The following is a 26,929-nucleotide window of genomic DNA, read 5'->3' as shown; positions in this document are numbered from 1 at the left end:
GTATACGAAGTTGTAAAACTCACATAATAAAGGGAGAACAAGTAAGAAATGGAGCGTTTAGTATGTTCTTCTTAAATAAGTTGAAAAAACAGCCTAATTTTAATACGTATGATTATAATGAGTTCCTTACAAGAAAAATTGGCTTAGAAGATATAAATCATATTACATCTGACATGAGTAGTGTGAAAGATACAGTAACTACGGTTTTTGAGAATATGGATGATTTCTTCATTCGGGAAATTCATATTACGGAAGATCACGTAGTGAATTTCTATTTTTTTATTGGACTCATTAACACGAGTCTGTTTCAAGAAAGTATTATTAAGCCGATTACAGATCGAAGCAAAAGTGATCATAACATCAATGTTGATTCATTAGGGGACCTAATGAATATGGTTCAATATGTTGAACCAAAAGATTGGCAGGAATTGTTAGAGCGTTGCATGCGTGGAGAAGTAATATGTCATTTTTCTGGAAATAAACCTGTGACGATCGCACTTGGAGATGTGGAAACACGAAGTCTTCAAAATCCATCGACGGAACAGCAGGTGTACGGACCAAAGATTGGTTTTATTGAAGATGTTCATAAAAATATGGCACTGATGAGAAAGTACTTTCCTGACCCGAGATTGAAAATACAAAAGTATCAGGCTGGGTCAGTTACTCATACCCAATTGGCATTGGTGTACCTTGAAGAATATGCGGACCCAGCTGTCGTCCGTAAGCTTCAAGATCGTCTTACGAAAATAAAGACTGACCAAATTTTGACCTCTAAAATGTTAAGTCAGTATTTAGTTGATTTTCCAAAAACACCATTTCCGCTCGCAATGAAATCAGAGCGACCGGATCGAGTTGCTTTTTCCTTAACACAAGGGAAGGTGGCAATTCTTATAAACAATTCAACCTTTTCATTAATATTGCCTATTTCTTTAATTAACTTTTATGAAACAGGTGATGACAATGATGAGTCTTCAACATGGAGTCATAGTTTTATTATGTTCCTGCGTATCGCCTGTGTTGTAGTTGCAGCGATGTTCCCAGCGGTATATGTTGCTTTAGTAGCGTTTCATCCCGAATTAATTCCAACTACATTAGCTATGACATTGGCCGCATCACGAAATAACATTCCGCTTCCAGCAGGGTTAGAAGCACTACTTATGATGTTTGCGCTTGATGTACTAGTTGAATCGAGTATTCGCTTACCGAGTTTTATTGGACAGACGATTGGTATCGTTGGAGGTTTAGTTATAGGACAGGCAGCGGTTGAGGCAGGAATTGTGAGCAGCACGATGGTTATCGTTATAGCGTTCACTGCGATTGCCTCTTTTACTGCACCGTCTTGGGAGATTGCGTCATCGTGGAGAGTTGTTCGCTATGTGTTACTCATTATTACACTACTTTTAGGATTATACGGTCTTACGCTCATCATATGTTTATTGTTTATTCATCTGTGTGCCTTACATTCGGTTTCAAAACCGTATCTATCACCTTTTGCACCTCTTAATGTGAAAGAAGCAGTGAATACGTTTTTTAGACTGAATCCTCAGGCTAGACAAGAAGAAGGTGAAGCAAATGAAAAATGATGAACAAATTTTTCGTTCTTTTGACATATTTGCACTTACTGTTTGTTCAACATTTGGTGTTGGATTAGTGTTTCTTCCGTTTGTCTCAGGGGAAGAAATTCGAAGTGCTTGGTTAAAACTTATTGTTGGTGTTATACCTTACTTCATTCTCGTGTACTTAATTCATCGATTTGTTCAGAAATACGATAGTCAAAATTTGATGTTAGAAACCAAAAACCACCTTCCTAAATTAATCTATTATGGCATTATCATTTATTTCATTTTAAGCACTTTATATAGTGGAATAGTTGTAACTAAAGGAATGGATACGATTGTACAAACGTATTTACTTCCTGAAACTCCTAGATCGATAATTATAGGAAGCTTCTTACTGGTAGTTGGTGCGGCAGCTTATTATGGAGTGGCTGCAATTACAAGATTTGTGGTGTTCTTCGTTATGTTTGATGTTGTCATTCTGCTTTTTTTAATAGCCTTATTCTTCGGGGATCATTTCAGGTGGATTTATATTCCACCATTGATAGCGGTCGATCCGATTACATTTTCACTCAGTACATTATCGGATACGATTCGCTATGCCGGTGTCTTTGTCCTTATAGCATTTGTAAGTCATGTAAAAAAGAAAGAAAAAGTGTTGCACGCGATGAACTACGGTCTTATTTTTGTTATGGTCACGTATGTGGTTTTAAGTCTGGTCGCAGTTGGTACATTTGGCTTTGAACAAACTTTAGCATTGCTATCACCCTTTATTGCCCTCGTTCAAACGTTTGGTGGAGAAGCCGGTGGGCTAGAGCGAATTGACTTATTTTTTGTAAGCTTTTGGATCATTGCTTTTTACAAAATGGTCATCATCCACGTTTGGTTTATGGTCTACTTAGCAAGGATTACTTGGCCTAAAATTCACCCTACGAAATGGGTCATAACTTATATATTAATCCTTTTTATAGGTGTCGTAGCAACAGCTGATTTTACAAATGAACCATGGCGCCCTTACCATGTAAACACGTTCATTTATTCGTTTATCCTACCAATAATTCTTCTCTGTTATTTCTTATTTAGAAAAAAGAGAGGAGGGGCTGCTCATGAAAGTTAAACGCCTTCTATTAATAATTATATTACTTGTCATTTGTAATGGATGTGTTCCGGACTCGAGGGAGTTAGACCAACGCTCGATGATTGTTGGCATGGCGATTGATAAAGGAGAAGAAAAGAGTTATGCGGTCACCGTTCAATTACCCATTCTCACGGAAGGAATTGGACAAGGGGTAGAGGCGGCACCAGGCGGTCAAGAATTTGAAGCCTTTCATGAAGAAGCAGATACGATTTGGGATGCAATTGTAAAAATTGAGTCACTGACCCCGACTGTTCTCTTTTTTGGTCACTTAAAAGCCGTAGCCATCTCTGAAGCCATTGCAAGAGAGGACCTCGAGAAAGTAATTAATTTTTTGGACCGGGAAACAACAGTGGCCAACCAAGTGTACCTATTGGTCGTTGAAGAAGAATTAGCCACAGACTTTATAAAAAGAGAATCGCCACTCGTTCAATTACCTGCCCTATATTTAAGTCGTTTTTTTGATGCCGATCAAAAAGTTGCAAGAGCTCAAGGTGTGAAACTATTTGAGTTCCTGCGTGATAGTAATATGATTTCTGGAGCCGCATCATTACCATTAGCGAGATCGAAAGGAGATCAAATGGAAATCGACGGGATGGCAGTCTTTGAAGATTATAAAATGGCTGGGAAACTTCTCGAACGTGAGGTTGGGATTAGTGAGTTATTACATGACAATGAAATTAGTTCGATGAATTACACTACGGTGTTGGATCATAATGGAATTAAGACAACGGTGTCATTGACCCGAATGAATTTAAGAGCAAATATTGATTATAAAAAATCAAAACCCGTCAACTTTCAAATAGATGTCAAAGGTGATGCTGAGATTATTGATGTTGCGACGGTAAAGGAACTTACTGATTTAGAATTCATATCAAAGTTAGAAACAAAAATGGAAAAAGAATTAAAGGGAGAGATAGAGCGAACGACTGCTAAGATGCAAGAAATTAATGTTGAACCGTGGTTGTTAGGGCATCGGGTTTGGGCGACGGCCCCGACGTATTTTGAAACGTTAAACTGGAACAAGACAGGGTGGCGTAATGCTCAATTTAACATTGATGTCACCTTTAATATTTCCAATACAGGTCAGCGTGGTAAGTATGATAAGAGGAAGATTGGCCGATAAATCCTAGTAAGTTATACGTCTTTTCATTGACGCTTGGGCTTTTCCTATGCTAAAATTTTAACAATGAATATCATTCTCATCGCTTTTAGTTGAGGAGCATCGGAGGTTAGCTATGAGCTTCATTCAGTTTGACAACGTTACCAAATATTATAATAGAGCGGCTACTCCTGCCGTCGACCAATTATATCTTGAGATTTTAGAGGGTGAAATCATTACTCTATTAGGGCCGAGTGGCTGTGGTAAAACGACTACTTTAAGGATGTTAGCAGGGTTTGAACAGCCGACAAAAGGGGAAATTCGTATTGGGGATGAGATTGTTTATGATGACCGCCGCTCTTTACCTCCAGAAAAAAGAGGGATAGGGATGGTGTTTCAAGACTATGCCTTGTTTCCGCATCTTACAATTGAAAAGAATGTTACATTTGGTCTAAATAAATGGAAAACCCGAGATAAGAAAAAACGTGCTCAAGAAGTACTGGAATTAGTTGGCTTAGGTGATTTTGGCCACCGCTTACCAAGCGAATTATCGGGAGGGCAACAACAACGTGTTGCATTAGCACGTGCATTAGCACCAAAACCTAAAGTGATTTTAATGGATGAGCCATTTAGTAACTTAGATGCTGGTCTAAGAGAGAAAATGCGCTATGATGTAACGAATATTCTAAGAAAAGCAAAAGCAACGGCGATCATTGTAACCCATGACCAAAAAGATGCTTTTGCGGTGTCTGACCGAGTTGTTGTTATGAATGAAGGAGTTATCCAGCAAATTGCTGCTCCTAGGGAAATGTATCGTTGTCCAAAAAACTGCTTTGTAGCTCAATTTGTCGGTAAAACCAATTTAATTTCTGGGACTTTATGTCCGGATTTAAAACATGTTGAAACGCATATTGGCCGTGTTTGTTTACCGCAGCAATCCGATAAAACAATGGATAATGTTATGGTATCGATTCGCCCTGAAGGCTGCCGTCTTGCCGAGGAAGGACGTTATGCTGGTATGGTAGAGCGAGTTACATACAGCGGTGAATACCAAGAAGTACATGTCCGTTTACAATCAGATCACCCATCTAATGAGCCGATGGTTATCTATGCACCGATCGAACAAGACATTGAAATCGGGAGTGTAGTGACATTTGATATAACTCCAGAATTAGTAGCTTTAGTAGATTAATTAAATAATATGCTGGACTGACTCATAAAGTGCCCGCTTTTTCGCAAACGATAGGTATCGGTATCTATCTTGCGGATTAGCGGGCTTTTCTTCTGCGCTTCGCGATTTTTTCGCCACATAGTTGTAACTTTCTACAGAACTAAAATCTTTTTTTGAAAAGTCTGTTGACAATGATTATCAATTGCACTATACTACGAATTGTAGCTGAGATTGAGAATGAATTTCATTCCAACTACAAAATAAAAAGTTACATATTTATGGGGGGAAACATACGCAATGAAGAAATCATTAAAACTTTTAATGCTTACTATGATGGCACTTGCATTAGTGTTTGTAGCAGCCGCTTGCGGTAGTCAAGAAGAAACTCAAACAGAACCAGAAACAGGTGGGGAACAACCACAAGAAGAGCAACAAGAAGATCAAGAAGAAGTAGTAGAATTAGGTGGGCAACTTGTAGTATACTCAGCACGTAATGAGAAATTCGTGCAACCTTTACTAGATAAGTTTGCTGAAGAAACAGGAATTGAAGTTTTACCTTTACATGAAGCAGATGCTCTTCAAATTAAAGAAGAAGCTGGAAATGTTCAAGCTGACGTTTTCATTACAAATGATATCGGTAACTTAGAGTACTTACGTATGGAAGATTTATTAGAAGGGCACAATGTGCCAGGTTATGACTCAATTGACGCACAATTCCGTGCGGATGACAACTCTTGGATTGCATTATCTACAAGAGCACGTGGTTTCATTTATAACAAAGATATGATTACAGAAGAAGAAATGCCTAAGACAATGGAAGAGTTAATGGACGATAAATATAAAGGACAATTTGCTATTACTCGTGGAGGAAATGGTGGTATGATTGGTAACGTATCAGCATTACGTTATGAGTGGGGCGACGAGAAAACATCTGAGTGGATTGAAGCTATCAAAGAAAACGCTGGTGGAATTTATAGCGGTCACGGTGACATTCGTCAAGCTGTAGGTGCTGGTGAGCTTGCATTTGGTTTAGTTAACAACTACTACTACCACCAACAATTAGAAGAACCAACTGATAACAATGTAGGGTTCATCTACAATGACCAAGGAGAAGGTCAAATGGGTACGATTACTAATGCAGGTGGAGTTGGCCTTGTAAAAGGTGGTCCTAATGCTGATAACGCACTAGTATTTATCGAGTGGTTATTACAAGAAGAAAATCAATTAGCGTTTGTTGGCGAATCTCTAGAAGTACCAATTAACCCTGATCTAGAGCCTCCATATGCAAATGCTGTAAAGGTATCTGAGTTAAATTTACACGCTATGCCGTTAAAAGAGTTAGGTCAATATTTTGAAGATACGAAAGGTCTTATTGAAGCTGCAGGTTTAGATCTAGAGCTTAGATAATAACTTAATTTTTTCAACAATTGGGAGAGAGCATAATGGGCAGTAAATCTAGTAAGAAACAAGAACTAAATAACGATCAGAATGCTAAGGTTGGAGAGCAAAGCTCTCCAACCATTCTCCGTTTTTTTAATAGAAAATGGATGGATATTTGGCGAGGTAACCCACCAGGGCCTGTTTTGCTGATGTTTGGACTTATAACAGCTCTTTTAATGTCGATTCCGATTTTGTATGTTGTATGGCGTTCGATGTTTGCTGGAGTAGACAGCTGGGTGAGACTTTTAGACGGAAGAATTCCGCAATTATTGTGGAACACCCTCTCACTTACAGTAGCAGTTACGGTTTGTGCGGTTATAATTGGAGTATCCCTAGCATGGATTGTAGTTCGAACAGATGTACCTGGACGTAAAATGTGGATGTGGTTACTGGCACTTCCGCTCGTTATTCCTCCATACGTTGGAGCAATGACCTATATAATCGTCTTTGGGCCGACGGGGTGGGTCCGCGATTTTTGGCGCGATACACCATGGTTAGTGAATTTACTTGGTGATTACCCGATAAATATCTATTCATTTTGGGGTGTTTTCTTCGTCTTAACGATGTTTACGTACCCGTATGTCTTTTTAATTGCAAGTGCGTCACTTCGAAAGATGAATCGTAATTTTGAAGAAGTGGCTCGATCACAAGGGATGAACACACGACAAATCTTTTGGAAAGTTAATTTGCCGTTTTTACGGCCGGCAATTGGAGCGGGTGCGATCCTTATATCCTTGTACGTTTTATCTGACTTTGGTGCCATCGCGATGATGCGTTATGTTACATTTACAGCTGCCATTTATTTTCAACGAGCCAGCTTCGATACCGCTTCAGCTTCGGTTTTAAGTTTAGTACTTATATTACTGACAGTCGTAATATTATGGATTGAGGCGAAAACAAGGAAGAAGAGCAAATATTATCAAACATCCAATACATTTAAAGAGCCGGATATCTTATCGTTAGGAAAGTGGAAAGTTCCGACATTGTTTTTTGTAAGTACTGTGTTTTTTGTTTCGGTATTATTACCGATTACTGTACTCGTGTATTGGTCCATTATTGGAATTGGCATGGGTGCACTTGATGAACGATTTTTTGGATTTGCTTGGAACAGTTTGCGAGTTTCAGGGTTTGCGGCCTTATTGTGTATGATTTTAGCATTGCCGATTATCTATTTGAAGTCTCGCTATCCGTCGGTGATATCAAGTACCATTGATAAGTTGAGTTACGCAGGATATGCATTGCCTGGTGTAATTGTTGCTTTAGGGATGATCTTTATCTTTAATAATCACATCCCAGCTCTATACAATACATTCTATATGGTAGCTCTCGCTTTTGTTGTCCGTTTCTTGCCACAAGCGATGCAAGCAGGGGAAGCATCATTAAGTCTAGTTTCGCCAAGGATCGATGAAGCAGCACGAAGTTTAGGACAACCACCTTGGAAAGTCATGTTTAAAGTTATTTTACCTTCGATACTGCCAGGCGTTTTAGCTGGAGGGGCACTTGTATTTGTTAGTTCAATAAAGGAGCTGCCAGCAACACTTATGCTTCGCCCGCCAGGATTTGATACGTTAGCAGTACGGGTCTATGTTGAAGCAAAAGAGGCGTTTTATTACTTGGCTGCGCCATCCGCTCTAATTATCATTCTCGTATCGATTATTCCATTACGATACTTGTTGAAAAAATATTAAATAAACGTTTGTTTAATAAAAGAAAGGCTGACTCTATAGTGTTTGTCTGTCTCGTTGTTGAGATAGTAAAGACAAGCTTTAGGAGTCAGCCTTTTTGCATATTCAGAAAAATAAATTGCCAACAAAGGAGTACATTCGACGTAGTAAACAACTTTAAGAATTAAGTATAGTTGCTGCAACTACACCACTGTATTCGCATAAAGGCTCGCCAACCGGCGAGTTTTTTTTTGTGTGTGCCAGGCATGGCAACTATCTAGGTGGTGAAAGTCCACTGTGGGGGTACACATCACCAACCACTAAGGAAGCGCAAGGTACTTATCGTGAGGTAAGGGCTGGAGGAAGCGTGGAATAAAATCTTGGCTCGACGAACAGAAATCTGATACTAAGGCACTATAAAGGGATAAGGCTCCACAACAAGTCAAAGTCCAATGATGTGCGTAACTTTCTAGTGTAAATCAGGCGAGTAAAAGAGGAAAGATAGTTGTCTTACCCTGGGAGGTCTTGCGAATGTACAGAAGTACAGTCGGAAAAGGTTAGTCGCAAGAAGTCAGCAGAAGCCATAGTAATGATTTTATATCATGAAGGGCTGAACAATTTATAGTGTTTCAACGCCACGAATGCGTAAGCGACGAACTCCGAATGTGTTAATGGTGAAAGTATGAGCGTATCTCAAAGGATAACCAAAATGGAGCTATCACTTACTACGTGAGAGGGAAGGAGAAACGAGTGTGGAACTTTTAGAACAGATTCTAAGTAATCAAAATATGAATGAAGCCTACTTACGTGTTTATAAAAATAAAGGTGCAAGTGGGGTCGATGGAGTAACAGTTGACGAACTAAAGCAATATCTGAAAGAGAACAAAGATGAACTACGCCAGCGCATCAGAACAAGAAAATACCAACCACAAGCTGCCTTAAGAGTGGAAATCCCAAAAGATAATGGCAAGATGCGCAAATTGGGAATACCAACAGTAGTGGATAGGGTAGTTCAACAAGCCATTCATCAAATACTCAGTCCGATATTTGAGAAGCAGTTCAGTGAATTCAGTTATGGCTTTAGACCAAAAAGAAGCTGTGAGATGGCGATTATAAAAAGTTTGGAATTTCTAAATGACGGACACGATTGGGTGGTAGACATTGACCTAGAAAGATTCTTCGATACAGTCCATCACGATAAACTCATACGAATCATCTCCAACACAATCGACGATGGAGATGTCATCTCGCTAATCAGAAAATACTTAGTCAGTGGAGTAATGGTGAAGGGAAGATATGAAGAAACACCAGTAGGAACACCACAGGGTGGCAACCTAAGCCCACTACTAAGTAATATCATGTTGAACGAACTCGATAAGGAACTAGAGAATAGAGGACTTCGATTCGTGAGATACGCTGATGACGCAATTATCTTTGTGAAGAGCGAAAAAGCAGCGATCAGAGTCATGAAATCAATCGTGAGATTTATAGAAGAGAAACTAGGGTTGATAGTTAATGCCGAAAAGAGTAAGGTATCTCGTCCAAAAGATTTAAAACTCTTAGGTTTTGGATATTATTACGATTTTAAAAATAGTAGATATCAAGTGAAACCACACCAAACTTCTGTACAGAAATTTCAAAGGAAACTTCGACTATTGACAAAGCGAAACTGGAGTATTCCGTTAGACTACCGAATATTGAAATTGAAACAAGTCATATTCGGATGGGTAAATTACTTTAGAATATCAAATATGAAAAAGGTAATGACTCGTATTGATGAGAAGTTACGCTCAAGAATTAGGGTAATCATATGGAAACAATGGAAGGTACCGAGAAAGCAAATTAAATCGCTAATTAAACTAGGAATTCCAAAAGAAGAGGCGAAAGGATTAACCTTTTGCCGAAAAGGCTACCGATATATAGGATTATCGAAAGTAGTTCAGAGAGCACTTTCAAACAAAAGACTAAAGCAGAGGGGAATTCCCTCTGCCTTGGAACGTTACCTAAAAGTACACACTGTAATATAAATTGAAACGCCGTATACGAGAACCGTACGTACGGTGTTGTGAGAGGGGCGAAAATAATCATATTATTTTCCCTCTACTCGATTACTTTTTTGTAAATACGTTGACACCGATAATCATTATCAATTAAAATAAGGGTAGTGAAAATGAAAATTATTATCAATTGAAAATATGAAGGAGGAATTAAGTGTGTCTGCTCTTCTTATTGTCGGTGCCGATCATTTAGGTAAAATTCCAAGTAAATTAGCTACGGTAGGGTTTAATGAAGTTATTCACGTCAGTGGAAGGAAAGTTCAACAAGTGAAAAGGGAAATTCCAGCTCACGTTGATTTAGTACTCGTTCTAACGGATTACATAAATCATAATTTATCTTCTGTTTTAAAAAAGAAAGCAAATGAACAAGGAGTGCCTATTTGCTACGCTAAGCGGTCCTGGTGTTCAATTTATCAAGCCATCGGTAGCTGTCAGTATGAAGGCTGTCCGAATAAGACGAACTGTCAAATTTCAAACTGAAACGAAGGTGCAACAAATGTCTAGAAGTCATATCGGTTTTCAAAAGGCACATCTCTTCATTCAAAAGAATTTATGCAGTGAACTACAATCTATTGTTAACAACGTAATAGAGGGTTATTTCAACATTAATGAACAGGATAGAAATGCCTATCATGTCCTATTGCTAATTGCAGAACACTGGAAAAAAGTAAATGTCGATCATTTTTCAAGATCAACAGATTATTACACGGTCTTGGCTAAAACAACAGACACATTATTAAAAGGGCTATCCTATAATGAAGGTGGAAGCTCTCATTTAATAAATGATCAACTCGTTATTATGAACCAATTAGCGAATGATAATGGTATGCGAGCTACTGTATTCCTTATGGAAACGAATCAACAAGAGTCAGGGGTTATCTGTAACCAGATCAAGAAATATTTAGTAAAAAAAGGGACAACAGGTTTACTCTACATCAGCATTTACTCTTTGGTAGATGGAAACGTATATAAGTTATATGACCGGAAATAAAAATGAGTGCTAAGGTGCCCATTTTTATTTTTTTTGTTTTAAATATTTACATAATGGTTGAATTGATGAAGGACATAACATGGTAGAACTGCAAGGGGAGTGTCCTTCATAAGGACGATGAAGGACAAAACACGGTAGAACTGCAGGGAAGTGTCCTTCATAAAGCCGATGAAGGACAAACCAAAGAAGAAATGTAAGAGTGATGTTTATATGGAAGAAGAATGGATCGATATTTTAACTCAATAAGGAAAAAGGGCTGACTTTTTTAAGTTAGCCCTTTTTCCTTATAGTTCTGTTATTTCGTCATATATGCTTAAAAAAAGCGAATTAAAATACCGATGACTACTAGTATACCAAACCCAATCCAAAGTGCCTTTTGGAAGGTTGCACCGTTAAGACGGCGTTTACGCCAACGATTTGGATTGAAAGAAACTTCGTCTGGATCATGAACGTGGCGATACGCGTAAAAAGGTCGTGCGTTGGCTAAGAAAATAGGTGCAAGTGCTGCGCCACCTATTAAACCGAATAAATGTGCGAGAATATTAATATTGGTGTTTACGAAGGTCATAACGAGACCAATAATTAAAATCGTCATTACGACTTGTGAATTGGCTTGATCAATTAAATCTTTTCTGTTTAAAACCATGTAGAGATAAACTCCGAATAAACCGAAGATCGCACCAGAAGCCCCTAAATGTGGCGGATATGAAAGGCCACCTAAATAGAACGTAGCGATGTTTGCAATAATACCAGCTAATAAATAAATAGAAATAAATTTAACTTTTCCAAGCATCTTTTCTAGTGCTGGGCCAAATAAAACGAGGGAAAATGAATTAAATAGGACGTGACCTACGCCAAGATGCATAAAAATAGGTGTAATGAGACGCCAGTATTCACCTTGAGCAACGGCTGGATTAAATCCGATCCCAATATTTCGAACGAGATAGCCAAAAGGGAGAAAGTTCATCCAAACAAAGAGAATAAGGTGAATAGCTACAATAGCTGTAATGACAGGATAATTACGTCGGAAAGAGTAAAAGCTTTCATTTCGTATAAACATAGAAAACCACCTTTTTACTTCATTTCTCTTCCATACTACCATGAAATGAGCAGGTTATGATAAGTTTATGATTGCAAGTTGAGAATATCACTACTACAACTTAGTATGTTAATTATAGAAGAGGTTGAACTTTTAGAAGGTTGGGGAATAATGGGTACTAAACGAAGGAGAACAAATCAATGATTAAAGGAACAGGAATTGATATTGTAGAGATTGGAAGAATTCAAAAGGCGATGGAGCGAACAGATAAATTTGTACTGAGAATTTTAACAGTAAATGAAAGAAAAAAGTTGAACACGCTCTCAAAACAACGGCAAGTTGAGTTTGTGGCAGGTCGTTTTGCAGCTAAGGAAGCATTCGTTAAAGCGCTAGGTACTGGAATTTCCAAAGAAGTTGGCTGGCAGGATGTTGAGGTCGTTAATGATGTCCATACCGGGAAACCGAAGATAGCTTGGAAAGGCGAGGAAACAGTACATTTATCGATCTCTCACTCGAAAGAATTTGCGGTTGCACAAGTAATTATTGAAAGCTTGTCAAGCTAGTCTGCATATTGTGTGAGTTCGTCTCATATAGTGATAGTGCGGTTAGGAGAAAGCCAGTTTACAACAAGAGTAATTGACTCATAGTCTTTGAGTGATAGGACGTGCGCTATTAATTATGAATGTCTAACACGGGGTTTGTGATAAGCGATAGAAATGAAAAGAACTCGGACTTCTTTTACATTGTCATCATTGATAAACTTCTTAGCTAGGAGTTTCTGAGGGATATCTTCTATCGGCTATTGCTTTGACTCAGACCCGTGACATTACAATTTAAATGATAGGCACGCATTTCTTCCTTTGCTCGAAAGACAATTACTTGAAAACGTATAACTGATGTCTTTCTTTTGTCGTGAAATATGAGACGAAGGGGTGAACTGTAGTGAGAAGGAAAGGACTAGTTGCATTGTTCGTCAGCGTCATTCTCACTCTTGTATTAGCGGGTTGCGGTGAAAAAACGCAGGAGGACATTATTGAAGGGTTAGATCAAAAGCTTAGCGAAATGACCGGCTATAAGACAGATGCTACGATGGTATTACAAACAGGAAAAGAACCACAACAGTATGATGTTGAAGTATGGCATCAGGTAGAAAATCATTATCGTGTAGCTTTAAAGAATGATGAGAAGAACCAAAGTCAAATCATTCTTCGTAACGATGACGGGGTGTTCGTTTTAACACCAGCTTTAAATAAGAGCTTCCGTTTTCAAAGTGACTGGCCAAAAAACAACAGCCAAGTCTACTTATACGAATCTTTAATTGCTGATATTTTAAATGACCCAGATCGTACATTCCAAGCAACTGAAGATCACTATGTGTTTCAAACGAAGACAAATTATCAAAACAAGAACTTAAACAGTCAAGAAATTATGCTGAACAAGAAAGACCTTACACCTGCATCTGTAAAGATCATGAATACCGACCTACAGCCGCTTGTACAAGTGACGTTCAGTTCGTTTTCAATGAATCCTAGCTTCAATGAAGATGATTTTGATATGGAACGTAACATGACAGCTGCACAAATGGGTCAGGAAGTTCCGACGTTAGCGGAAGAAGCATCACCTTTAACTGTACTTTATCCGATGTATGAGCCACAAGGCACTGCATTAACAAATTCAGAAACAGTTCGAACAGAAGACGGTGAAAAAGTCGTTCTTACGTATTCTGGAGAGAATAACTTTACTTTAATCCAAGAGAAGAGCCGTGTTGTTCCAGCGAGTACACCGATGAATGTAAGTTCTGGTGATCCAGTAGACCTAGGATTTACTGTTGGTGTCATGTCCAATGGTTCACTTATGTGGACATATCAAGGAGTTGATTTCTATCTGGCATCGAACGACCTAGAGGCTGAAGAAATGATGTCTATCGCTCGTTCGGTTTACGGGACATTGGAAAAATAATTGAATAAATAGGTTGGAGGCTGATCTAAGTAACTTTGCCAACACTTGTACTTGATATAATGAAAAAAATTATACTGTACAGATGAGGCTTAGACACGAATAGTCAGCCTCTTTCTTTTTTTGAATACGACTTTAGAATTGTTGACAGTTAGTACAAAGAAAACGATAATCACAATAAAGAGGACGTTCAAAAAGTCCGGGAAAAATCTCTGTCGAATTTCTTCGTTGGTTTGTTGCTGTGTTCCTCACGTATTAATAACATACGCTGTGGTACTCGCAACTGCACCGCCTCGAACTACTTGGATCTTTTTGTCCTCCTTTTTGAACACTCACATAAAGAGAAATAGCTGCATTTTGGAAGGTGGAGAGCGCTTTGCAACGTTGGAATGATTCTTTTTATCGTGATACATGGGTTGAGGTCAACCTTGATTGTATAAAGGAAAATGTTCGGAATATTAAAGCAAGCTTTCAACATAAAATGGATATAATGGCAGTTGTAAAGGCCGATGGGTATGGTCATGGTGCAGTTCCTGTAGCGGAAGCTGCACTTGAAGCTGGTGCTGCTTACTTAGCGGTAGCGATCCTAGATGAAGCGATTCAATTACGCCATGCCGATATTAAAGCACCTATATTAGTTCTAGGTGCTATTCGTCCTGAGGATTTAGAAGTTGCAGCTGAGTACGATATTACTATCACGGTCTTCTCAGCTGAATGGTTAGAAAGAGCCAAAACAGTCTATCGTGGGGATAAGCGCATAAAAATCCATGTGAAATTTGATACAGGCATGGGGAGAATTGGTATAAGAGATGAAAAAGAGGGAAAAGCTGTAATTGAGCTTATTCAAGAAGATCCACGTTTTGAATTAGAAGGAATATATACTCATTTTGCGACTGCTGATGAACTGTGTGATGTTTATTTTAATAAACAGCATGAACGATTTACACAACTGATAAGCTTGTTGGAAGAGTGGAAAGTAGACATTTCGATTATTCATTGTGGAAATAGTGCAACAGGTTTAATGCACCCTGAGAAGGCATTCAATATGTTTCGCCTAGGAATTTCGATGTACGGCCTTACTCCTTCAATGGAAATAAAAGATAAACTACCTGTTCAACTCAAAGAAGCATTTTCTCTACATTCTAAGCTCATACAAGTTAAACATGTTCCCCCTGAAGAAGGAATCAGTTATGGTGTAACATATAAAACAAAAGAGTGGGAATGGATTGGAACGATCCCAATTGGTTATGCAGATGGTTGGTTCCGCTATCATTCTTCACAAAATGGTTCCGTATTAGTAGGCGAACAATATGTTCCATTTGTTGGCAGGATATGTATGGATCAATGTATGGTAAAATTACCTTATGAAATTCCGGTAGGTTCAAAGGTAACATTAATTGGTGCACAAGGAGATCAAATGATTTCAGTAGACGATATTGCTAAGCGATTATCAACAATCAATTATGAAATCCCATGTATGATTGGTCCCAGAATTCCAAGAGTTTATATCAAGCATGGCGCGGTATATGCTGTAAAAAACAAATTAGTACCATAAACAAAAATTAATTAAACTTAAAAAAATATTGAAGAACGACTTTGCAATTCAGTCTAGAGAGTGCTATTATTATAACGGAATGTAAATAGGTCGTACCGTACGTTGGGGGTGTATGTTTGTGTCTGAACAAGCCACAAAGCGAATTATGATTAGTTTGCCACAGAACCTTTTAAACGAAGTAGATGGGGTAGTAAAACAGGAAAATGTTAACCGGAGTGAATTTATCTCCCAAGCTACAAAGATGTATCTTCGAGAACGAAAAAGACGTCAAATTCGTGAGTCGATGCAGCAGGGTTATATGGAAATGGCAAAGATCAATTTAAACATTGCATCAGAAGCCTTTCTTGCTGAGGAGGAAGCAGAGCACACCCTAGATCGCTTAGTTAGTGGGGTGTAGCTGTTGATTGTAAAACGTGGCGATGTTTACTTTGCTGACCTATCTCCTGTTGTTGGTTCAGAGCAAGGTGGAGTTAGGCCTGTTCTCATCATTCAAAACGATATCGGGAATCGGTTTAGTCCAACTGTCATCGTCGCGGCGATAACAGCCCAAATTCAAAAAGCAAAGTTACCGACTCATGTAGAGATTAACGCTAAGCGTTATGGGTTTGATCGAGATTCGGTGATCTTGTTAGAACAAATTAGGACGATTGATAAACAACGACTAACTGACAAAATCACACATTTGGACGACGACATGATGAGTCGCGTGGATGATGCGCTTCAAATTAGTTTAGGTCTTATTAATTTTTAATTTTTAAAATTATTTAAATGTAAATGATGAAAAAGTTACTTCTCCTAACAAGATGAGGTAGCTTTTTTTATTTTTTTCTGAGAATGAATTAGTTGTGGATATGTATGAATAGTAATTGAGCGTGTGAATTGTGAATTTCACACGCTCAATTCATGGGCAACTGTTGGTGGGCGTTTGAGAGTTTTTCTTAGTAGTATCTAGCGGATAACCTGTAGTATTAGCTGTATAGTTGTTTTCCTCGTCTAACTTTCACGTTTTTAACATATAAGGAATTTGGTTCTCTTGAGATTAACATGGAATAAAATTAGCGGACACCACAGGCCCTTATTTCAGCTGATATCCGCTCTTTTTTAATCTTAGAGCACTCAGAAGACCTTATTTACCAATTTTAATGGTGATTTACTATAATTCAGCGTAAATAAGGGCCAATCAGTTCCCCAAATACTTTAACTAGGCCTCTTTTGTTCAAATAGAGGCCTCTCAGTTCCACTACAATGGAACAAGGTCATTCCTTGGTAACAATACCAAATCTGGAGTTACCTCGGTTAAGTGGTTCAGTCCCTACGCTGCTAACCGTGCACTTCCGCTTTTCTCTACTGTCTAGTTGCAGGTACCATCGGATCGAGGTCGCTTCGGTCCAACCGGCGTGTCCAAAAAGCAGGACACTTCGTGTTGACCCTCCAGCGCTTGTCGCCGATAGGCAGGGCACTTCCGCTTTTCTACCAAGTACATCTTTTGCAACTTTTTTGTGAACGTGAAATAATAGAATAATATGGAGGTGTTGTCATTGCAACCAGATATTATTGAAATTATTTTGCAAAATAAAGCAGATATAAAAGCACGCTGGCTTAAGGAAATTGAAGCCGTACGTAAGGAAACGTACATGAAAAATGTAACTGAGCATGTGTTTGAGAGTACCAACCAAGAATTTGTTGAATTAATTCTTGATACATTGCATTGGAGTCAAGTAGAAGCGACTGAGCGAATTGGGCAGTACTCAGAGCGTTTAGTTCGTGCGGGAATGCAGTTGGAATATATTACTCAGGGCTTACAAGCGTTTCGTCGTGTAATTTTAGAGATGTTAACGGAAAGAGAAAATGATAGTAAGAAAATCGTTTCTTTATTTTATGAAATTGAAACTTGGATAGATGGAATTATTAATAAAGTGATCCATAACTATTCCGGTTCATGGCAAAATACGTTTGAATTACAAAAGTTATCGTTACTAGAACTTTCTGCGCCACTCATACCTATATTTGAAAACATTTCAATTATGCCTCTCATTGGGACGATCGATACAGCCAGGGCGAAACTTATTATGGAAAATTTATTAAATGGCGTCATTAAGCATCGAGCTGAAGTGGTCTTAATTGATATAACGGGAGTTCCGGTCGTCGATACCATGGTGGCACACCACATCATTCAAGCAGCTGAAGCGGTTCGTTTAGTTGGATCTAGATGTATTCTCGTTGGAATTAGACCAGAAATTGCCCAAACGATTGTAAATTTAGGGATAGATCTAAGTCAATTTCCGACGAAGAGTACACTTCGAAAAGGCGTTGAGACTGCGTTTGAATTGACGAATAAACAATTAGTAGATTTATAGAGAGTAGGTGGCCTAAGAATGAGTATGCGAATACCAATTTTAAAGTTGAAAGACTATTTACTCGTCAGTGTTCAAATTGAATTAGATGATCAAACGGCACTTCAATTTCAAGAAGACTTACTTAATAAAATTCATAAAGTAGGTTCAATGGGTGTTGTTATTGACCTAACTAGTGTAGAAATGATTGACTCATTTATTGCTAAAGTACTTGGTGACGTCGTTGATATGTCTAATTTAATGGGAACAAAAGTAGTGCTAACTGGAATACAGCCTGCTGTAGCCATCACGCTAGTGGATATGGGAATTGAGTTAGGTGGTGTCCAAACGGCGCTCGATTTAGAGCAAGGGTTGGAAAAGTTGCAGCAAGTACTGGAGGGGTAAGGATGACCCAATCTTGTGTAGAAGTCAAAAGTGAGTGGGAGATTGTTGCAGCTAGACAAGCTGGTAGGAACTTAGCAAAGGAAATTGGTTTTGGTACGGTGGATCAAGCAAGAATTGCAACAGCGATATCTGAACTTGCTCGAAATATTTATTTATATGCACAGCAAGGAACCATATGCATTGAACGAGTTATAGGGATAAGCGATAATCCATTCCAACAAGGAATTAAAATAATTGCATCTGATCAGGGGCCAGGAATAAATGATATTCGACAAGTGATGGAAGATGGTTTTACCACTTCTGGCGGTTTAGGCGCTGGTCTCCCTGGTGTAAAAAGGTTAATGGATGATTTTCAGATTGAAACGAATGTAGGCGAAGGAACGGTTATAACGGTTACGAAATGGCTTAGATAAGGAGGGGAAGCGATGATTGAAGCTGAAAGTCTCGATCTAACTTTGCAATCCGAATATAAAGGTTTACTTCGTGCATTTTTAGAAAATAAAAGTGAACAAGACTTGTATGATGCACAGCAGTATAGTAAACGTTTACTGGAAAATCAAATTTCCCCAGAAGAAATGGTGAGTTTGCACTGTGCCGTACTAGAAGAGATGTTTGAAGATCTAACGAGTGAAATTAAGGAATCTTTTTCATTTTTACTGGAGATCATGGTAGGCTATGGTTTAGCCTATAGAGAACATCAGAGCTTAAGGGACAAGCAACGAGAGTTAGAAATGCAAATTGATGTTGCTGCCAATATGCAACAAACCCTCTTGCCTAAGGAAATACCACAAATGCAAGAAATTGAGATTGGTGTTATTAGTGTCCCTGCTGGGAAAATGAGTGGCGATTATTATTATTGTGTAAAAAATGAAAGTGGACAGTTAGGGGTTGCCATTGCTGATATTATTGGCAAGGGTATACCTGCAGCGATGTGTATGTCGATGATCAAATATGCTATCGATAGTATGCCAACTAATAGTTTGGAACCTAGTGCTTTACTTAATAATTTAAACCGCGTGGTCGAACAAAATGTAGATCCTAGTATGTTCATCACAATGATGTACGGCTCGTATGATGCTCAGGATCACACCTTTGTTTATTCAGGAGCAGGGCATGAACCAGGGTTTTACTACAGTTCAGAACAAGGGCGGTTTACAGACCTATATGCAAAAGGTCTTGTACTCGGAGTGTCCAACAACGCCAATTTTCGTGAGTATAAGCTAGAAGTTAATGTTGGTGATGTCATTGTTTTACTTTCTGATGGAGTTACAGAATGTAGAATAGGGGACCATTTTATTGAACGTGAAGAAATTACGAAACTTCTACGTCGTTATATTCATTTGCCATCACAAGAGATTGTCGAGAAAATCTACGATGATTTAGCTCAGTTACAAGATTTCTCACTGAATGATGATTTTACGATGATGGTGATACGAAGAAAGGTTTAAAAAATCTAATGAGTGGTAAATAAATGGAGAAGGATTTTCTCAGGAGGGGTATTATGAATTTAGAAATACGTCAAGAAACTAAGGGAAACTTGCACTTATTACACTTATCAGGAGAGGTTGATGCTTTTACAGCACCGAAATTAAGAGAGGTATTGCTACCGCTAACTGAGCAAAGTGGTATGAAAGTTATTGTGGACTTATCTGATGTAGAGTATATCGATAGTACAGGGCTTGGAATTTTTATTGGTGCATTAAAATCCACGCATAATTATAACAGCCACATCCAACTTCAAGGTTTATCTAGCCGTTTGCAAAGACTATTTAAAATTACAGGTTTGGATGAAGTGATAGATATTGAAGATCAAGAAAAGGAGGGAATGCAATGACCCGTCAAAGTGATCGCATCGAGATGAAAGTTCCTGCAAAACCAGAGTATGTAGGAGTCATCCGTTTGACTGTTTCTGGAATTGCAAATCGAATTGGTTACACCTACGATGATATTGAAGATATAAAAATTGCTGTTGCAGAAGCATGTACGAACGTTGTAGAGCACGCTTATGAAGGGGATGGGTGTATATCAGTGACCTTTCATGTATATAGTGATCGATTAGAAGTAGTTGTGGCAGATAGTGGAGAAAGTTTTGATATAGAAGGCATAAGAGATAAGTTAGGACCGATTGATGCAAGCCAGCCTATCAATGAGTTAAAAGAAGGAGGGCTGGGTCTCTTTCTCATTAACACTTTAATGGATAAGGTGGAGATGAGTGAAAAAGATGGTGTTATTTTAATGATGACGAAGTACTTAGGAAGAGATGGGGTGGAACGATATGTCGACGAAACCTCAGCAACGACCCAATAGTAAAGATGATGTAATTTCATGGATTAAGCAGTATCAAGAAGGTGAATCGAAAGAGGCGCAGACAAAACTAGTTGACCATTATAAGCCGCTAGTTCAAACCTTGTCTCGAAAGTTTGCGAAGGGTCCAGAACATGCAGAAGACCTCTATCAGGTCGGTATGTTAGGTCTGCTTGGGGCAATTAGACGATTTGATCCTAGTGTCGGAAAGAGTTTTGAATCCTTTGCTGTTCCTACTGTCATTGGTGAAATAAAAAGGTATATTCGCGATAAAACGTGGAGTGTTCATGTTCCCAGGAGAATTAAAGAATTAGGTCCTAAAATTAAAAAGGCTGTTGATCAATTAACAAATGAATTACAACGTTCTCCAAAAGTTGAGGAAATCGCTGAACTCATTAATGTTTCTGTGGAAGAGGTTTTAGAAGCAATGGAAATGGGCAGAAGTTATCAGGCGCTATCTGTTGACCGGCCGATTGAAGCTGATCAAGAAGGTGGAGAAGCCACGCTATTAGATCTCGTTGGTCGCCCGGAAAAAGGGTACGAGCAAACCGATCAACAAATTCTTTTAGAAAAAGCGTTTCTTGTTTTAAGTGAACGTGAGAGGCAGATCTTACAGCTCACCTATTATGAAAACCTAAGTCAAAAAGAGACTGGAGAGCAATTAGGGATTTCTCAAATGCATGTATCTAGACTACAACGGCGGGCGCTGCAAAAGCTTCGTGAAACGATTGATGTTAAACCGACTGAGTGCTTAAAATGATCGAATTTGAAAAAAAACAACATGTGAGTATTTCAGCTTATCAGAGACCGAAAAATGGAAATGTACTTTGCGGGGATTCCTATGTCGTTGTAGAAAAAGAAAATTATGTAGTCTGTGCTGTTTCTGACGGATTAGGCAGCGGTGAACAAGCCTATGCTTCATCTGTTACTGTAATGAATGTCATTAGACAGAACCATCATGAAGATGTAAAGAAAATAGTTGAGCTATGTAATAAAAGTCTAGTCTCAAAGCGAGGAGTTGTATTAACTGTTGTCAAGTTTGATCGGAAAGATAGGAAGGTCCACTATAGTAACATTGGGAATGTTGGCTTTTTGTTTTATTCTTCCAAAGGACAAATGATCAGACCGATGCCTTATCGCGGCTTTTTATCGGGACGAAAAATCAACGTTAAAACTGAGAGTTTTCCTTACGACCCTGGTAGTGTATTTGTTATTTTTTCAGATGGAGTTAAGTTGAGTGGTTTAAAGCGTGAGAACTTAACAGATATGCGTTCGCAGGAAGAGGCGGATCGGTTTATTGAAAAACATGTGAGTGCAGTTGATGATGACCTGACGCTTCTCGTTGGACAATTACATTAATGGCTTTAGGAGTCTGACTACATTCATATGGTCAGGCTCCTTTTTGAACTGTTAGAACGTTTGACTATTTTACAAGGGACTATGATAAGGAGGGAAGGTGGGCTTTGGTGGTCTTTGTTTTAGGCTCTTCTTGAACAGCGTGAAGGAAAAGGTCCAAAAGCAACAAAGTATACGAAATCAGCTTTGTTTTAAAACAGGTTATTCAATAAGAGGATTGGGGAGTGGTTTGTCGAAGGTTATTATGGAGAGTCGACTTTTAAGCATAATTTAATATAATAGAAGAAATGCTAACATGGCAAGTTGTGTATAGAGGAGAGATGAACTTGAGTAATCCGGAACAACGTCAACAAATGATGATGAAAATAGGTAAAGAATTAAATTTACCAACTAAAACTGTTCAGCAAGTAATCCAATTAATAGAAGAAGGGAATACCGTTCCTTTCATTGCGCGATACCGAAAAGAACTTACAGGCGGAATTGATGAGGTTCAAATACGATCGATCACTGAAACATGGCAGTATGCAGTGAACTTAAGTGAAAGAAAAGGCGAGGTCATTCGTCTTATTGATGAGCAAGGAAAACTAACAGATGAATTAAAGACAGCGATCGAAAAAGCAGAAAAGCTCCAAGAAGTAGAAGATTTGTATCGGCCATATAAACAAAAGCGCCGTACAAAAGCAACGGTAGCGAAAGAGAAAGGTCTTGAACCGTTAGCGGGTTGGTTATTCTCCTTGCCAAAATCGGCGGCTGTTGAGGTAGAAGCCCAAAAGTATATTTCCGAAGAACATGAAGTACTTTCAATTGAAGACGCACTTCAAGGGGCTAAAGATATTATCGCTGAGTGGGTTTCTGATGATGCTGACGTACGTAAGCACATTAGAGAGTTAGCTTTTAGAGAAGGTATTATCTCTACGAAAGTAAAAGATGCTGAAAAAGATGAAAAAGGCATTTATGAGATGTACTATGAGTATGAGGAGCCCCTGAGGCGAGTCGTACCACACCGTATTCTCGCTATAAATCGTGGGGAAAAAGAAGAAATTTTACGTGTTGGAGTTACATTCCCTGTGCCAAAAATTGAAACGTATATGCATAGAAACTACATAAAAAACAATAATTCAAGTGCTGTGCCTTATGTAACTGAGGCAATTGAAGACGGGTATAAGCGGTTAATTGAACCTTCAATAGAGCGCGAGATACGTAATGAACTAACAACTAAAGCGGAAGAACAGGCGATACATATTTTTTCAGAGAACTTAAAAAATCTATTACTTCAAGCACCCATTAAAGATCACACGGTACTAGGTGTCGATCCAGCTTACCGAACGGGTTGTAAGTTAGGTGTAGTAGATGATACAGGTAAAGTTCTAGATATTACAGTGATTTACCCAACTCCGCCTCATAATAAGGTAGAAGAAGCTAAGAAAGTCGTGAATCGTTTAATTGAGCAGCACAATATTGATGTTATTGCGATTGGAAACGGAACAGCATCAAGAGAAACGGAACAATTTATTGCGGATATAATCAAAGAAAACAAATTACCGATTTCTTATTTAATCGTTAATGAGGCTGGAGCGAGTGTGTATTCGGCTTCTGAGCTTGGGCGCGAAGAGTTCCCGGATTTACAAGTCGAAGAACGGAGTGCAGTATCAATTGCACGGCGGTTACAAGATCCGTTAGCTGAGCTAGTTAAAATAGACCCTAAATCTGTAGGTGTTGGTCAATATCAGCATGACGTTTCTCAGAAAAGGTTGGCGGAATCCTTAGGGTTTGTTGTGGAGACGGCAGTAAACCGTGTAGGTGTCAATGTAAATACAGCATCATCCTCATTGCTTCAATATGTAGCAGGTTTATCAAAGGTGGTTGCTAATAATGTGGTCAAGAAGCGAAATGAAGAAGGGAAATTTACTTCTCGTCAACAATTAAAGAAAGTACCTAGACTTGGTGATAAAACGTATGAACAGTGTATCGGGTTCTTAAGAATTCCAGAAGGGAAGAACCCATTAGATAATACAGCAATTCACCCGGAGTCATATACGGAAACAAAAAGGTTACTTGAAGCGGTTGGAGCCAGTATGGAAGAGCTAGGTACAGACGCCTTAAAAGAAAAACTTCAACAAATTTCATTATCGGAAATGGCGCATACGTTAGAAATTGGGGAACCGACCTTAAAAGATATCATTGATGCACTTATTCGTCCGGGACGTGACCCGCGTGATGATTTAGCCAAGCCATTATTGAAAAAAGGTGTATTAGCACTTGAAGATTTGCAAAAAGGAATGGAATTACAGGGGACAGTAAGAAACGTAGTTGATTTCGGTGCATTTATAGACGTGGGTGTAAAACAAGATGGCCTTGTCCATATTTCTAAATTAAGTAATCGATTTGTAAAGCATCCACTAGAAGTTGTAGCAGTTGGAGAGGTTGTTACCGTCTGGGTTGATGATGTTGACTTTAAAAAGCAAAGAGTTGCTTTGACGATGCTTGAACCTGAAAAGCAAATAAATGAATAAAAGAACAGAGGCTGACTTTGTCAGCCTCTCTCTTAATTAATTGCTTTTTTCAATTGCAGTATTTCTTTTGTAATTTGTCCTTTGATAATAGAACCAACACTGGTTGAGTAATTTAATTTGGTATCGATTTTTTTGAAAGAAAGCGACTTTTAGTTGCTTTCTTAGCCAGTAGGGCATAAGCTAGCAGCTCCTTAATCATTTATGTTACTATGATTAGTATATGTATAACAGTTTGTCAAAGTTGATAGAAATTTGAAAGTAATTTATTTAAAGGAGAAAAAAGATCGTGAAGCAAGAAGAGTTGCAATCCATCGTTGAGGAAGTATCCTTAGCGTATTTTAAGCGTCCCTTTGTCCATCAAGCACGATTTAATCATCGCCTGAGAACAACAGGCGGACGATACTTGCTGCATACCCATGACATTGAAATCAATCCTAAACAGTATGAAGCCTTTGGCCAAGAAGAGCTCATCTCCATTATTAAACATGAATTATGTCATTATCACCTTCACATACAAAAGAAAGGCTATCAACATAAAGATAAAGACTTTAAAGATTTATTAAAGCAAGTAGGTGGAGCTAGATACTGTAAAGCACTCTCTAATGAAAAAACTTACTCTAAGAAACGGTATATTATTCAATGTACAAGTTGTTTTTTAAAGTACACTAGAAAAAGAAAGTTTGACCTTTCGCGATATGCTTGTGGTAAGTGTGGCGGGAAATTAAGGATGATAAAAATGGATGTTGACCACTAAATTATTCTGTGATATATTATAGAGGTCGCTGCAAGACAGCTTGTCTAAGTAGTTGCGATAATTTTCTAGATGAACTTGACATCATGAATGAAATCATGTAAAATAGTTCAAGTCCAATAATCATTCCACAGTAGCTCAGTTGGTAGAGCAATCGGCTGTTAACCGATCGGTCGCAGGTTCGAGTCCTGCCTGTGGAGCCAGTGGAGAAGTACTCAAGTGGCTGAAGAGGTGCCCCTGCTAAGGGTATAGGTCGGGTAACCGGCGCGAGGGTTCAAATCCCTCCTTCTCCGCCAGTCATATTGGCCCGTTGGTCAAGCGGTTAAGACACCGCCCTTTCACGGCGGTAACACGGGTTCGAATCCCGTACGGGTCACCAATATTATATTAGAAGTTTAGAAGTTCTGCATGGAGGATTAGCTCAGCTGGGAGAGCACCTGCCTTACAAGCAGGGGGTCGGCGGTTCGAGCCCGTCATCCTCCACCATATTTAATTAGCTGTAACAATTTTGTGTTGTTGAGCATTTAATAAATTTGTAGCGGTTTGTGGTCCCGTGGTGTAGCGGTTAACATGCCTGCCTGTCACGCAGGAGATCGCGGGTTCGATTCCCGTCGGGACCGCCATTTTTTAATTTTAAAAGATAAACTAAGCGGGTGTGGCGGAATTGGCAGACGCGCTAGACTTAGGATCTAGTGTCTTTGACGTGGGGGTTCGAGTCCCTTCACCCGCACCAATGTGCGAATTATAAAGCGGTCGTGGCGGAATGGCAGACGCGCTAGCTTGAGGGGCTAGTGGGGGCAACCCCGTGGAGGTTCGAGTCCTCTCGGCCGCACCAACATATATAACATATATTAAAATAGAAGCGCCCTTAGCTCAGCTGGATAGAGTGTTTGACTACGAATCAAAAGGTCGGGAGTTCGAATCTCTCAGGGCGCGCCATGATATACGGGAAGTGGCTCAGCTTGGTAGAGCACCTGGTTTGGGACCAGGGGGTCGCAGGTTCAAATCCTGTCTTCCCGACCATCATATGCGGGTGTAGTTTAATGGTAAAACCTCAGCCTTCCAAGCTGATGTCGTGGGTTCGATTCCCATCACCCGCTCCATTTTATTTTTTGGGCCTATAGCTCAGCTGGTTAGAGCGCACGCCTGATAAGCGTGAGGTCGGTGGTTCGAGTCCACTTAGGCCCACCAGAAAAAAGTTTTTAAAAAGTGTTGACTTCATTTGAATATTATTATAATATAAGGGAGTCGCTTTTAAGACATCAATAAAAGTTCTTTGAAAACTGAACAAAAAGCCAAGCGAAATAAATGAGATACATGATGTCTCGTCAATGTTTTAAAAAACGTCACGTTTGTGACAATGAGCTATATCAAACACTTTTATGGAGAGTTTGATCCTGGCTCAGGACGAACGCTGGCGGCGTGCCTAATACATGCAAGTCGAGCGGACATCATAAGAGCTTGCTCTTATGATGTTAGCGGCGGACGGGTGAGTAACACGTGGGCAACCTGCCCTGTAGACTGGGATAACTTCGGGAAACCGGAGCTAATACCGGATAATCAATGACACCACATGGTGTCATTGTAAAAGTTGGGTTTAC

At 39.0% G+C, this 26,929-nt stretch carries 26 protein-coding genes, 11 tRNA genes and 1 rRNA gene; 36 read left to right on the top strand and 2 right to left on the bottom strand.

The annotated features are described in order from the left end of the window. The first annotated feature begins 62 nt into the window (after window positions 1-62). The 9 genes from ACNSTQ_RS19820 (at window position 63) to ACNSTQ_RS19780 (ending at window position 11,116) form a co-directional block, all read left to right on the top strand. Window positions 63-1,583, top strand: a complete 1,521-nt coding sequence (locus ACNSTQ_RS19820) for a spore germination protein (protein ID WP_418201499.1) — start codon at window positions 63-65, stop codon at window positions 1,581-1,583. After that, the gene (locus ACNSTQ_RS19815) at window positions 1,573-2,673 is read left to right on the top strand and encodes a GerAB/ArcD/ProY family transporter (RefSeq protein ID WP_418201498.1); all 1,101 of its coding nucleotides are present in this window, start codon (window positions 1,573-1,575) and stop codon (window positions 2,671-2,673) included. Before ACNSTQ_RS19820 ends, ACNSTQ_RS19815 begins: the two co-directional genes overlap by 11 nt. Next, on the top strand, window positions 2,663-3,817 hold the full coding sequence (locus ACNSTQ_RS19810) for a Ger(x)C family spore germination protein (RefSeq protein WP_418201497.1): 1,155 nt from the start codon (window positions 2,663-2,665) through the stop codon (window positions 3,815-3,817). The genes ACNSTQ_RS19815 and ACNSTQ_RS19810 overlap by 11 nt, the downstream gene beginning before the upstream one ends. 112 nt (window positions 3,818-3,929) lie before the next feature. Continuing rightward, window positions 3,930-4,985: an ABC transporter ATP-binding protein gene (locus ACNSTQ_RS19805; protein WP_418201496.1), complete on the top strand. Its 1,056-nt coding sequence runs from the start codon at window positions 3,930-3,932 to the stop codon at window positions 4,983-4,985. 276 nt (window positions 4,986-5,261) lie between these two features. After that, window positions 5,262-6,371 (top strand): extracellular solute-binding protein, encoded by a 1,110-nt coding sequence (locus ACNSTQ_RS19800; RefSeq protein ID WP_418201495.1) that lies wholly within the window; start codon window positions 5,262-5,264, stop codon window positions 6,369-6,371. A 35-nt stretch (window positions 6,372-6,406) separates the two neighbouring features. Next, the gene (locus ACNSTQ_RS19795) at window positions 6,407-8,092 is read left to right on the top strand and encodes an ABC transporter permease (protein WP_418201494.1); all 1,686 of its coding nucleotides are present in this window, start codon (window positions 6,407-6,409) and stop codon (window positions 8,090-8,092) included. Between the two features lie 728 nt (window positions 8,093-8,820). Continuing rightward, on the top strand, window positions 8,821-10,095 hold the full coding sequence (gene ltrA / locus ACNSTQ_RS19790; protein WP_418201493.1) for a group II intron reverse transcriptase/maturase: 1,275 nt from the start codon (window positions 8,821-8,823) through the stop codon (window positions 10,093-10,095). A gap of 186 nt (window positions 10,096-10,281) precedes the next feature. Next, window positions 10,282-10,605 (top strand): DUF2325 domain-containing protein, encoded by a 324-nt coding sequence (locus ACNSTQ_RS19785; protein WP_275120678.1) that lies wholly within the window; start codon window positions 10,282-10,284, stop codon window positions 10,603-10,605. Between the two features lie 16 nt (window positions 10,606-10,621). Beyond that, window positions 10,622-11,116, top strand: a complete 495-nt coding sequence (locus ACNSTQ_RS19780) for a hypothetical protein (RefSeq protein WP_418201492.1) — start codon at window positions 10,622-10,624, stop codon at window positions 11,114-11,116. Between the two features lie 313 nt (window positions 11,117-11,429). On the opposite strand, the gene ACNSTQ_RS19775 is transcribed toward ACNSTQ_RS19780, so the two are convergent. Continuing rightward, window positions 11,430-12,176, bottom strand: a complete 747-nt coding sequence (locus tag ACNSTQ_RS19775; RefSeq protein ID WP_418201491.1) for a rhomboid family intramembrane serine protease — start codon at window positions 12,174-12,176, stop codon at window positions 11,430-11,432. A 179-nt stretch (window positions 12,177-12,355) separates the two neighbouring features. Here ACNSTQ_RS19775 and acpS point away from each other — a divergent pair, with 179 nt between their 5' ends. The 14 genes from acpS to ACNSTQ_RS19705 all read left to right on the top strand — a co-directional run bounded on the left by acpS (window position 12,356) and on the right by ACNSTQ_RS19705 (window position 24,577). Beyond that, on the top strand, window positions 12,356-12,718 hold the full coding sequence (acpS, locus tag ACNSTQ_RS19770) for a holo-ACP synthase (RefSeq protein ID WP_418201490.1): 363 nt from the start codon (window positions 12,356-12,358) through the stop codon (window positions 12,716-12,718). 379 nt (window positions 12,719-13,097) lie between these two features. Beyond that, window positions 13,098-14,114 carry a LolA family protein gene (locus ACNSTQ_RS19765; protein WP_275120674.1) on the top strand — a complete coding sequence of 339 codons (1,017 nt, stop codon included), beginning with the start codon at window positions 13,098-13,100 and terminating at the stop codon, window positions 14,112-14,114. Window positions 14,115-14,487: 373 nt separating this feature from the next. Next, window positions 14,488-15,666, top strand: a complete 1,179-nt coding sequence (alr, locus tag ACNSTQ_RS19760) for an alanine racemase (RefSeq protein ID WP_418201489.1) — start codon at window positions 14,488-14,490, stop codon at window positions 15,664-15,666. A gap of 112 nt (window positions 15,667-15,778) precedes the next feature. After that, window positions 15,779-16,063, top strand: coding sequence for a CopG family ribbon-helix-helix protein (locus ACNSTQ_RS19755; RefSeq protein WP_075387513.1), 285 nt, complete (start codon window positions 15,779-15,781; stop codon window positions 16,061-16,063). Between the two features lie 3 nt (window positions 16,064-16,066). Next, window positions 16,067-16,417 (top strand): type II toxin-antitoxin system PemK/MazF family toxin, encoded by a 351-nt coding sequence (locus ACNSTQ_RS19750; protein ID WP_075387512.1) that lies wholly within the window; start codon window positions 16,067-16,069, stop codon window positions 16,415-16,417. 778 nt (window positions 16,418-17,195) lie between these two features. Further along, on the top strand, window positions 17,196-18,023 hold the full coding sequence (locus tag ACNSTQ_RS19745) for an STAS domain-containing protein (protein WP_418201488.1): 828 nt from the start codon (window positions 17,196-17,198) through the stop codon (window positions 18,021-18,023). 24 nt (window positions 18,024-18,047) lie between these two features. Next, complete coding sequence (locus ACNSTQ_RS19740) at window positions 18,048-18,404, top strand: STAS domain-containing protein (RefSeq protein WP_418201521.1); 357 nt, start codon at window positions 18,048-18,050, stop codon at window positions 18,402-18,404. A 2-nt stretch (window positions 18,405-18,406) separates the two neighbouring features. After that, entirely contained in the window at window positions 18,407-18,817 is a 411-nt protein-coding gene (locus ACNSTQ_RS19735) for an anti-sigma regulatory factor (protein WP_418201487.1), read from the top strand. A gap of 12 nt (window positions 18,818-18,829) precedes the next feature. Further along, window positions 18,830-19,852, top strand: a complete 1,023-nt coding sequence (locus tag ACNSTQ_RS19730) for a PP2C family protein-serine/threonine phosphatase (RefSeq protein ID WP_418201486.1) — start codon at window positions 18,830-18,832, stop codon at window positions 19,850-19,852. A 53-nt stretch (window positions 19,853-19,905) separates the two neighbouring features. After that, window positions 19,906-20,238: an STAS domain-containing protein gene (locus tag ACNSTQ_RS19725; protein ID WP_418201485.1), complete on the top strand. Its 333-nt coding sequence runs from the start codon at window positions 19,906-19,908 to the stop codon at window positions 20,236-20,238. Beyond that, on the top strand, window positions 20,235-20,711 hold the full coding sequence (gene rsbW, locus ACNSTQ_RS19720) for an anti-sigma B factor RsbW (RefSeq protein WP_418201484.1): 477 nt from the start codon (window positions 20,235-20,237) through the stop codon (window positions 20,709-20,711). The genes ACNSTQ_RS19725 and rsbW overlap by 4 nt, the downstream gene beginning before the upstream one ends. Continuing rightward, window positions 20,680-21,468, top strand: coding sequence for an RNA polymerase sigma factor SigB (gene sigB, locus ACNSTQ_RS19715; protein ID WP_418201483.1), 789 nt, complete (start codon window positions 20,680-20,682; stop codon window positions 21,466-21,468). Before rsbW ends, sigB begins: the two co-directional genes overlap by 32 nt. Next, window positions 21,465-22,067, top strand: coding sequence for a PP2C family serine/threonine-protein phosphatase (locus tag ACNSTQ_RS19710; protein ID WP_418201482.1), 603 nt, complete (start codon window positions 21,465-21,467; stop codon window positions 22,065-22,067). The genes sigB and ACNSTQ_RS19710 overlap by 4 nt, the downstream gene beginning before the upstream one ends. A gap of 353 nt (window positions 22,068-22,420) precedes the next feature. Further along, a complete protein-coding gene (locus ACNSTQ_RS19705) occupies window positions 22,421-24,577 on the top strand; it encodes a Tex family protein (protein WP_418201520.1) in 2,157 nt (718 codons plus the stop codon). 36 nt (window positions 24,578-24,613) lie between these two features. Here the strand turns inward: ACNSTQ_RS19705 and cmpA are convergent, their stop codons facing one another. Then, complete coding sequence (gene cmpA, locus ACNSTQ_RS19700) at window positions 24,614-24,754, bottom strand: cortex morphogenetic protein CmpA (protein ID WP_418201481.1); 141 nt, start codon at window positions 24,752-24,754, stop codon at window positions 24,614-24,616. Window positions 24,755-24,863: 109 nt separating this feature from the next. Between cmpA and ACNSTQ_RS19695 the strand changes: the two genes are divergently transcribed. The 13 genes from ACNSTQ_RS19695 to ACNSTQ_RS19635 all read left to right on the top strand — a co-directional run. Further along, complete coding sequence (locus ACNSTQ_RS19695; protein ID WP_418201480.1) at window positions 24,864-25,331, top strand: SprT family protein; 468 nt, start codon at window positions 24,864-24,866, stop codon at window positions 25,329-25,331. A gap of 124 nt (window positions 25,332-25,455) precedes the next feature. Further along, window positions 25,456-25,531 (top strand) — tRNA-Asn (locus ACNSTQ_RS19690). A gap of 2 nt (window positions 25,532-25,533) precedes the next feature. Continuing rightward, window positions 25,534-25,624, top strand: a tRNA-Ser gene (locus tag ACNSTQ_RS19685). 8 nt (window positions 25,625-25,632) lie between these two features. After that, window positions 25,633-25,707 (top strand) — tRNA-Glu (locus ACNSTQ_RS19680). Between the two features lie 31 nt (window positions 25,708-25,738). Further along, window positions 25,739-25,814, top strand: a tRNA-Val gene (locus ACNSTQ_RS19675). A gap of 61 nt (window positions 25,815-25,875) precedes the next feature. Next, window positions 25,876-25,951, top strand: a tRNA-Asp gene (locus ACNSTQ_RS19670). 26 nt (window positions 25,952-25,977) lie between these two features. After that, window positions 25,978-26,061 (top strand) — tRNA-Leu (locus tag ACNSTQ_RS19665). A gap of 16 nt (window positions 26,062-26,077) precedes the next feature. Beyond that, window positions 26,078-26,163 (top strand) — tRNA-Leu (locus ACNSTQ_RS19660). 27 nt (window positions 26,164-26,190) lie between these two features. Next, window positions 26,191-26,267, top strand: a tRNA-Arg gene (locus tag ACNSTQ_RS19655). Window positions 26,268-26,274: 7 nt separating this feature from the next. Continuing rightward, window positions 26,275-26,351: transfer RNA gene (locus ACNSTQ_RS19650), tRNA-Pro, on the top strand. A gap of 6 nt (window positions 26,352-26,357) precedes the next feature. Further along, window positions 26,358-26,431, top strand: a tRNA-Gly gene (locus ACNSTQ_RS19645). Between the two features lie 11 nt (window positions 26,432-26,442). Further along, window positions 26,443-26,519: transfer RNA gene (locus tag ACNSTQ_RS19640), tRNA-Ile, on the top strand. Between the two features lie 188 nt (window positions 26,520-26,707). Then, window positions 26,708-26,929 (top strand): 16S ribosomal RNA (locus ACNSTQ_RS19635); the annotation flags it as partial.

Source organism: Alkalihalobacterium sp. APHAB7 (assembly GCF_048323755.1).
Lineage (GTDB): Bacteria > Bacillota > Bacilli > Bacillales > Bacillaceae_F > Alkalihalobacterium.
This window is presented reverse-complemented; position numbering and strand designations above follow the sequence as displayed.

Bases quoted from the DNA above. Each gene is read 5' to 3' on its own strand.
- ACNSTQ_RS19735 (WP_418201487.1), top strand. From the start codon at position 18,407: ATGACCCAATCTTGTGTAGAAGTCAAAAGTGAGTGGGAGATTGTTGCA.
- ACNSTQ_RS19755 (WP_075387513.1), top strand. From the start codon at position 15,779: ATGTTTGTGTCTGAACAAGCCACAAAGCGAATTATGATTAGTTTGCCA.
- sigB (WP_418201483.1), top strand. From the start codon at position 20,680: ATGTCGACGAAACCTCAGCAACGACCCAATAGTAAAGATGATGTAATT.
- ACNSTQ_RS19800 (WP_418201495.1), top strand. From the start codon at position 5,262: ATGAAGAAATCATTAAAACTTTTAATGCTTACTATGATGGCACTTGCA.
- ACNSTQ_RS19740 (WP_418201521.1), top strand. From the start codon at position 18,048: ATGCGAATACCAATTTTAAAGTTGAAAGACTATTTACTCGTCAGTGTT.
- ACNSTQ_RS19775 (WP_418201491.1), bottom strand. From the start codon at position 12,176: ATGTTTATACGAAATGAAAGCTTTTACTCTTTCCGACGTAATTATCCT.
- ACNSTQ_RS19810 (WP_418201497.1), top strand. From the start codon at position 2,663: ATGAAAGTTAAACGCCTTCTATTAATAATTATATTACTTGTCATTTGT.
- ACNSTQ_RS19730 (WP_418201486.1), top strand. From the start codon at position 18,830: ATGATTGAAGCTGAAAGTCTCGATCTAACTTTGCAATCCGAATATAAA.
- ACNSTQ_RS19780 (WP_418201492.1), top strand. From the start codon at position 10,622: ATGTCTAGAAGTCATATCGGTTTTCAAAAGGCACATCTCTTCATTCAA.
- ACNSTQ_RS19795 (WP_418201494.1), top strand. From the start codon at position 6,407: ATGGGCAGTAAATCTAGTAAGAAACAAGAACTAAATAACGATCAGAAT.
- acpS (WP_418201490.1), top strand. From the start codon at position 12,356: ATGATTAAAGGAACAGGAATTGATATTGTAGAGATTGGAAGAATTCAA.
- ACNSTQ_RS19705 (WP_418201520.1), top strand. From the start codon at position 22,421: ATGATGAAAATAGGTAAAGAATTAAATTTACCAACTAAAACTGTTCAG.
- ACNSTQ_RS19725 (WP_418201485.1), top strand. From the start codon at position 19,906: ATGAATTTAGAAATACGTCAAGAAACTAAGGGAAACTTGCACTTATTA.
- ACNSTQ_RS19815 (WP_418201498.1), top strand. From the start codon at position 1,573: ATGAAAAATGATGAACAAATTTTTCGTTCTTTTGACATATTTGCACTT.
- cmpA (WP_418201481.1), bottom strand. From the start codon at position 24,754: ATGCCCTACTGGCTAAGAAAGCAACTAAAAGTCGCTTTCTTTCAAAAA.
- ACNSTQ_RS19820 (WP_418201499.1), top strand. From the start codon at position 63: ATGTTCTTCTTAAATAAGTTGAAAAAACAGCCTAATTTTAATACGTAT.
- ACNSTQ_RS19805 (WP_418201496.1), top strand. From the start codon at position 3,930: ATGAGCTTCATTCAGTTTGACAACGTTACCAAATATTATAATAGAGCG.
- ACNSTQ_RS19710 (WP_418201482.1), top strand. From the start codon at position 21,465: ATGATCGAATTTGAAAAAAAACAACATGTGAGTATTTCAGCTTATCAG.
- rsbW (WP_418201484.1), top strand. From the start codon at position 20,235: ATGACCCGTCAAAGTGATCGCATCGAGATGAAAGTTCCTGCAAAACCA.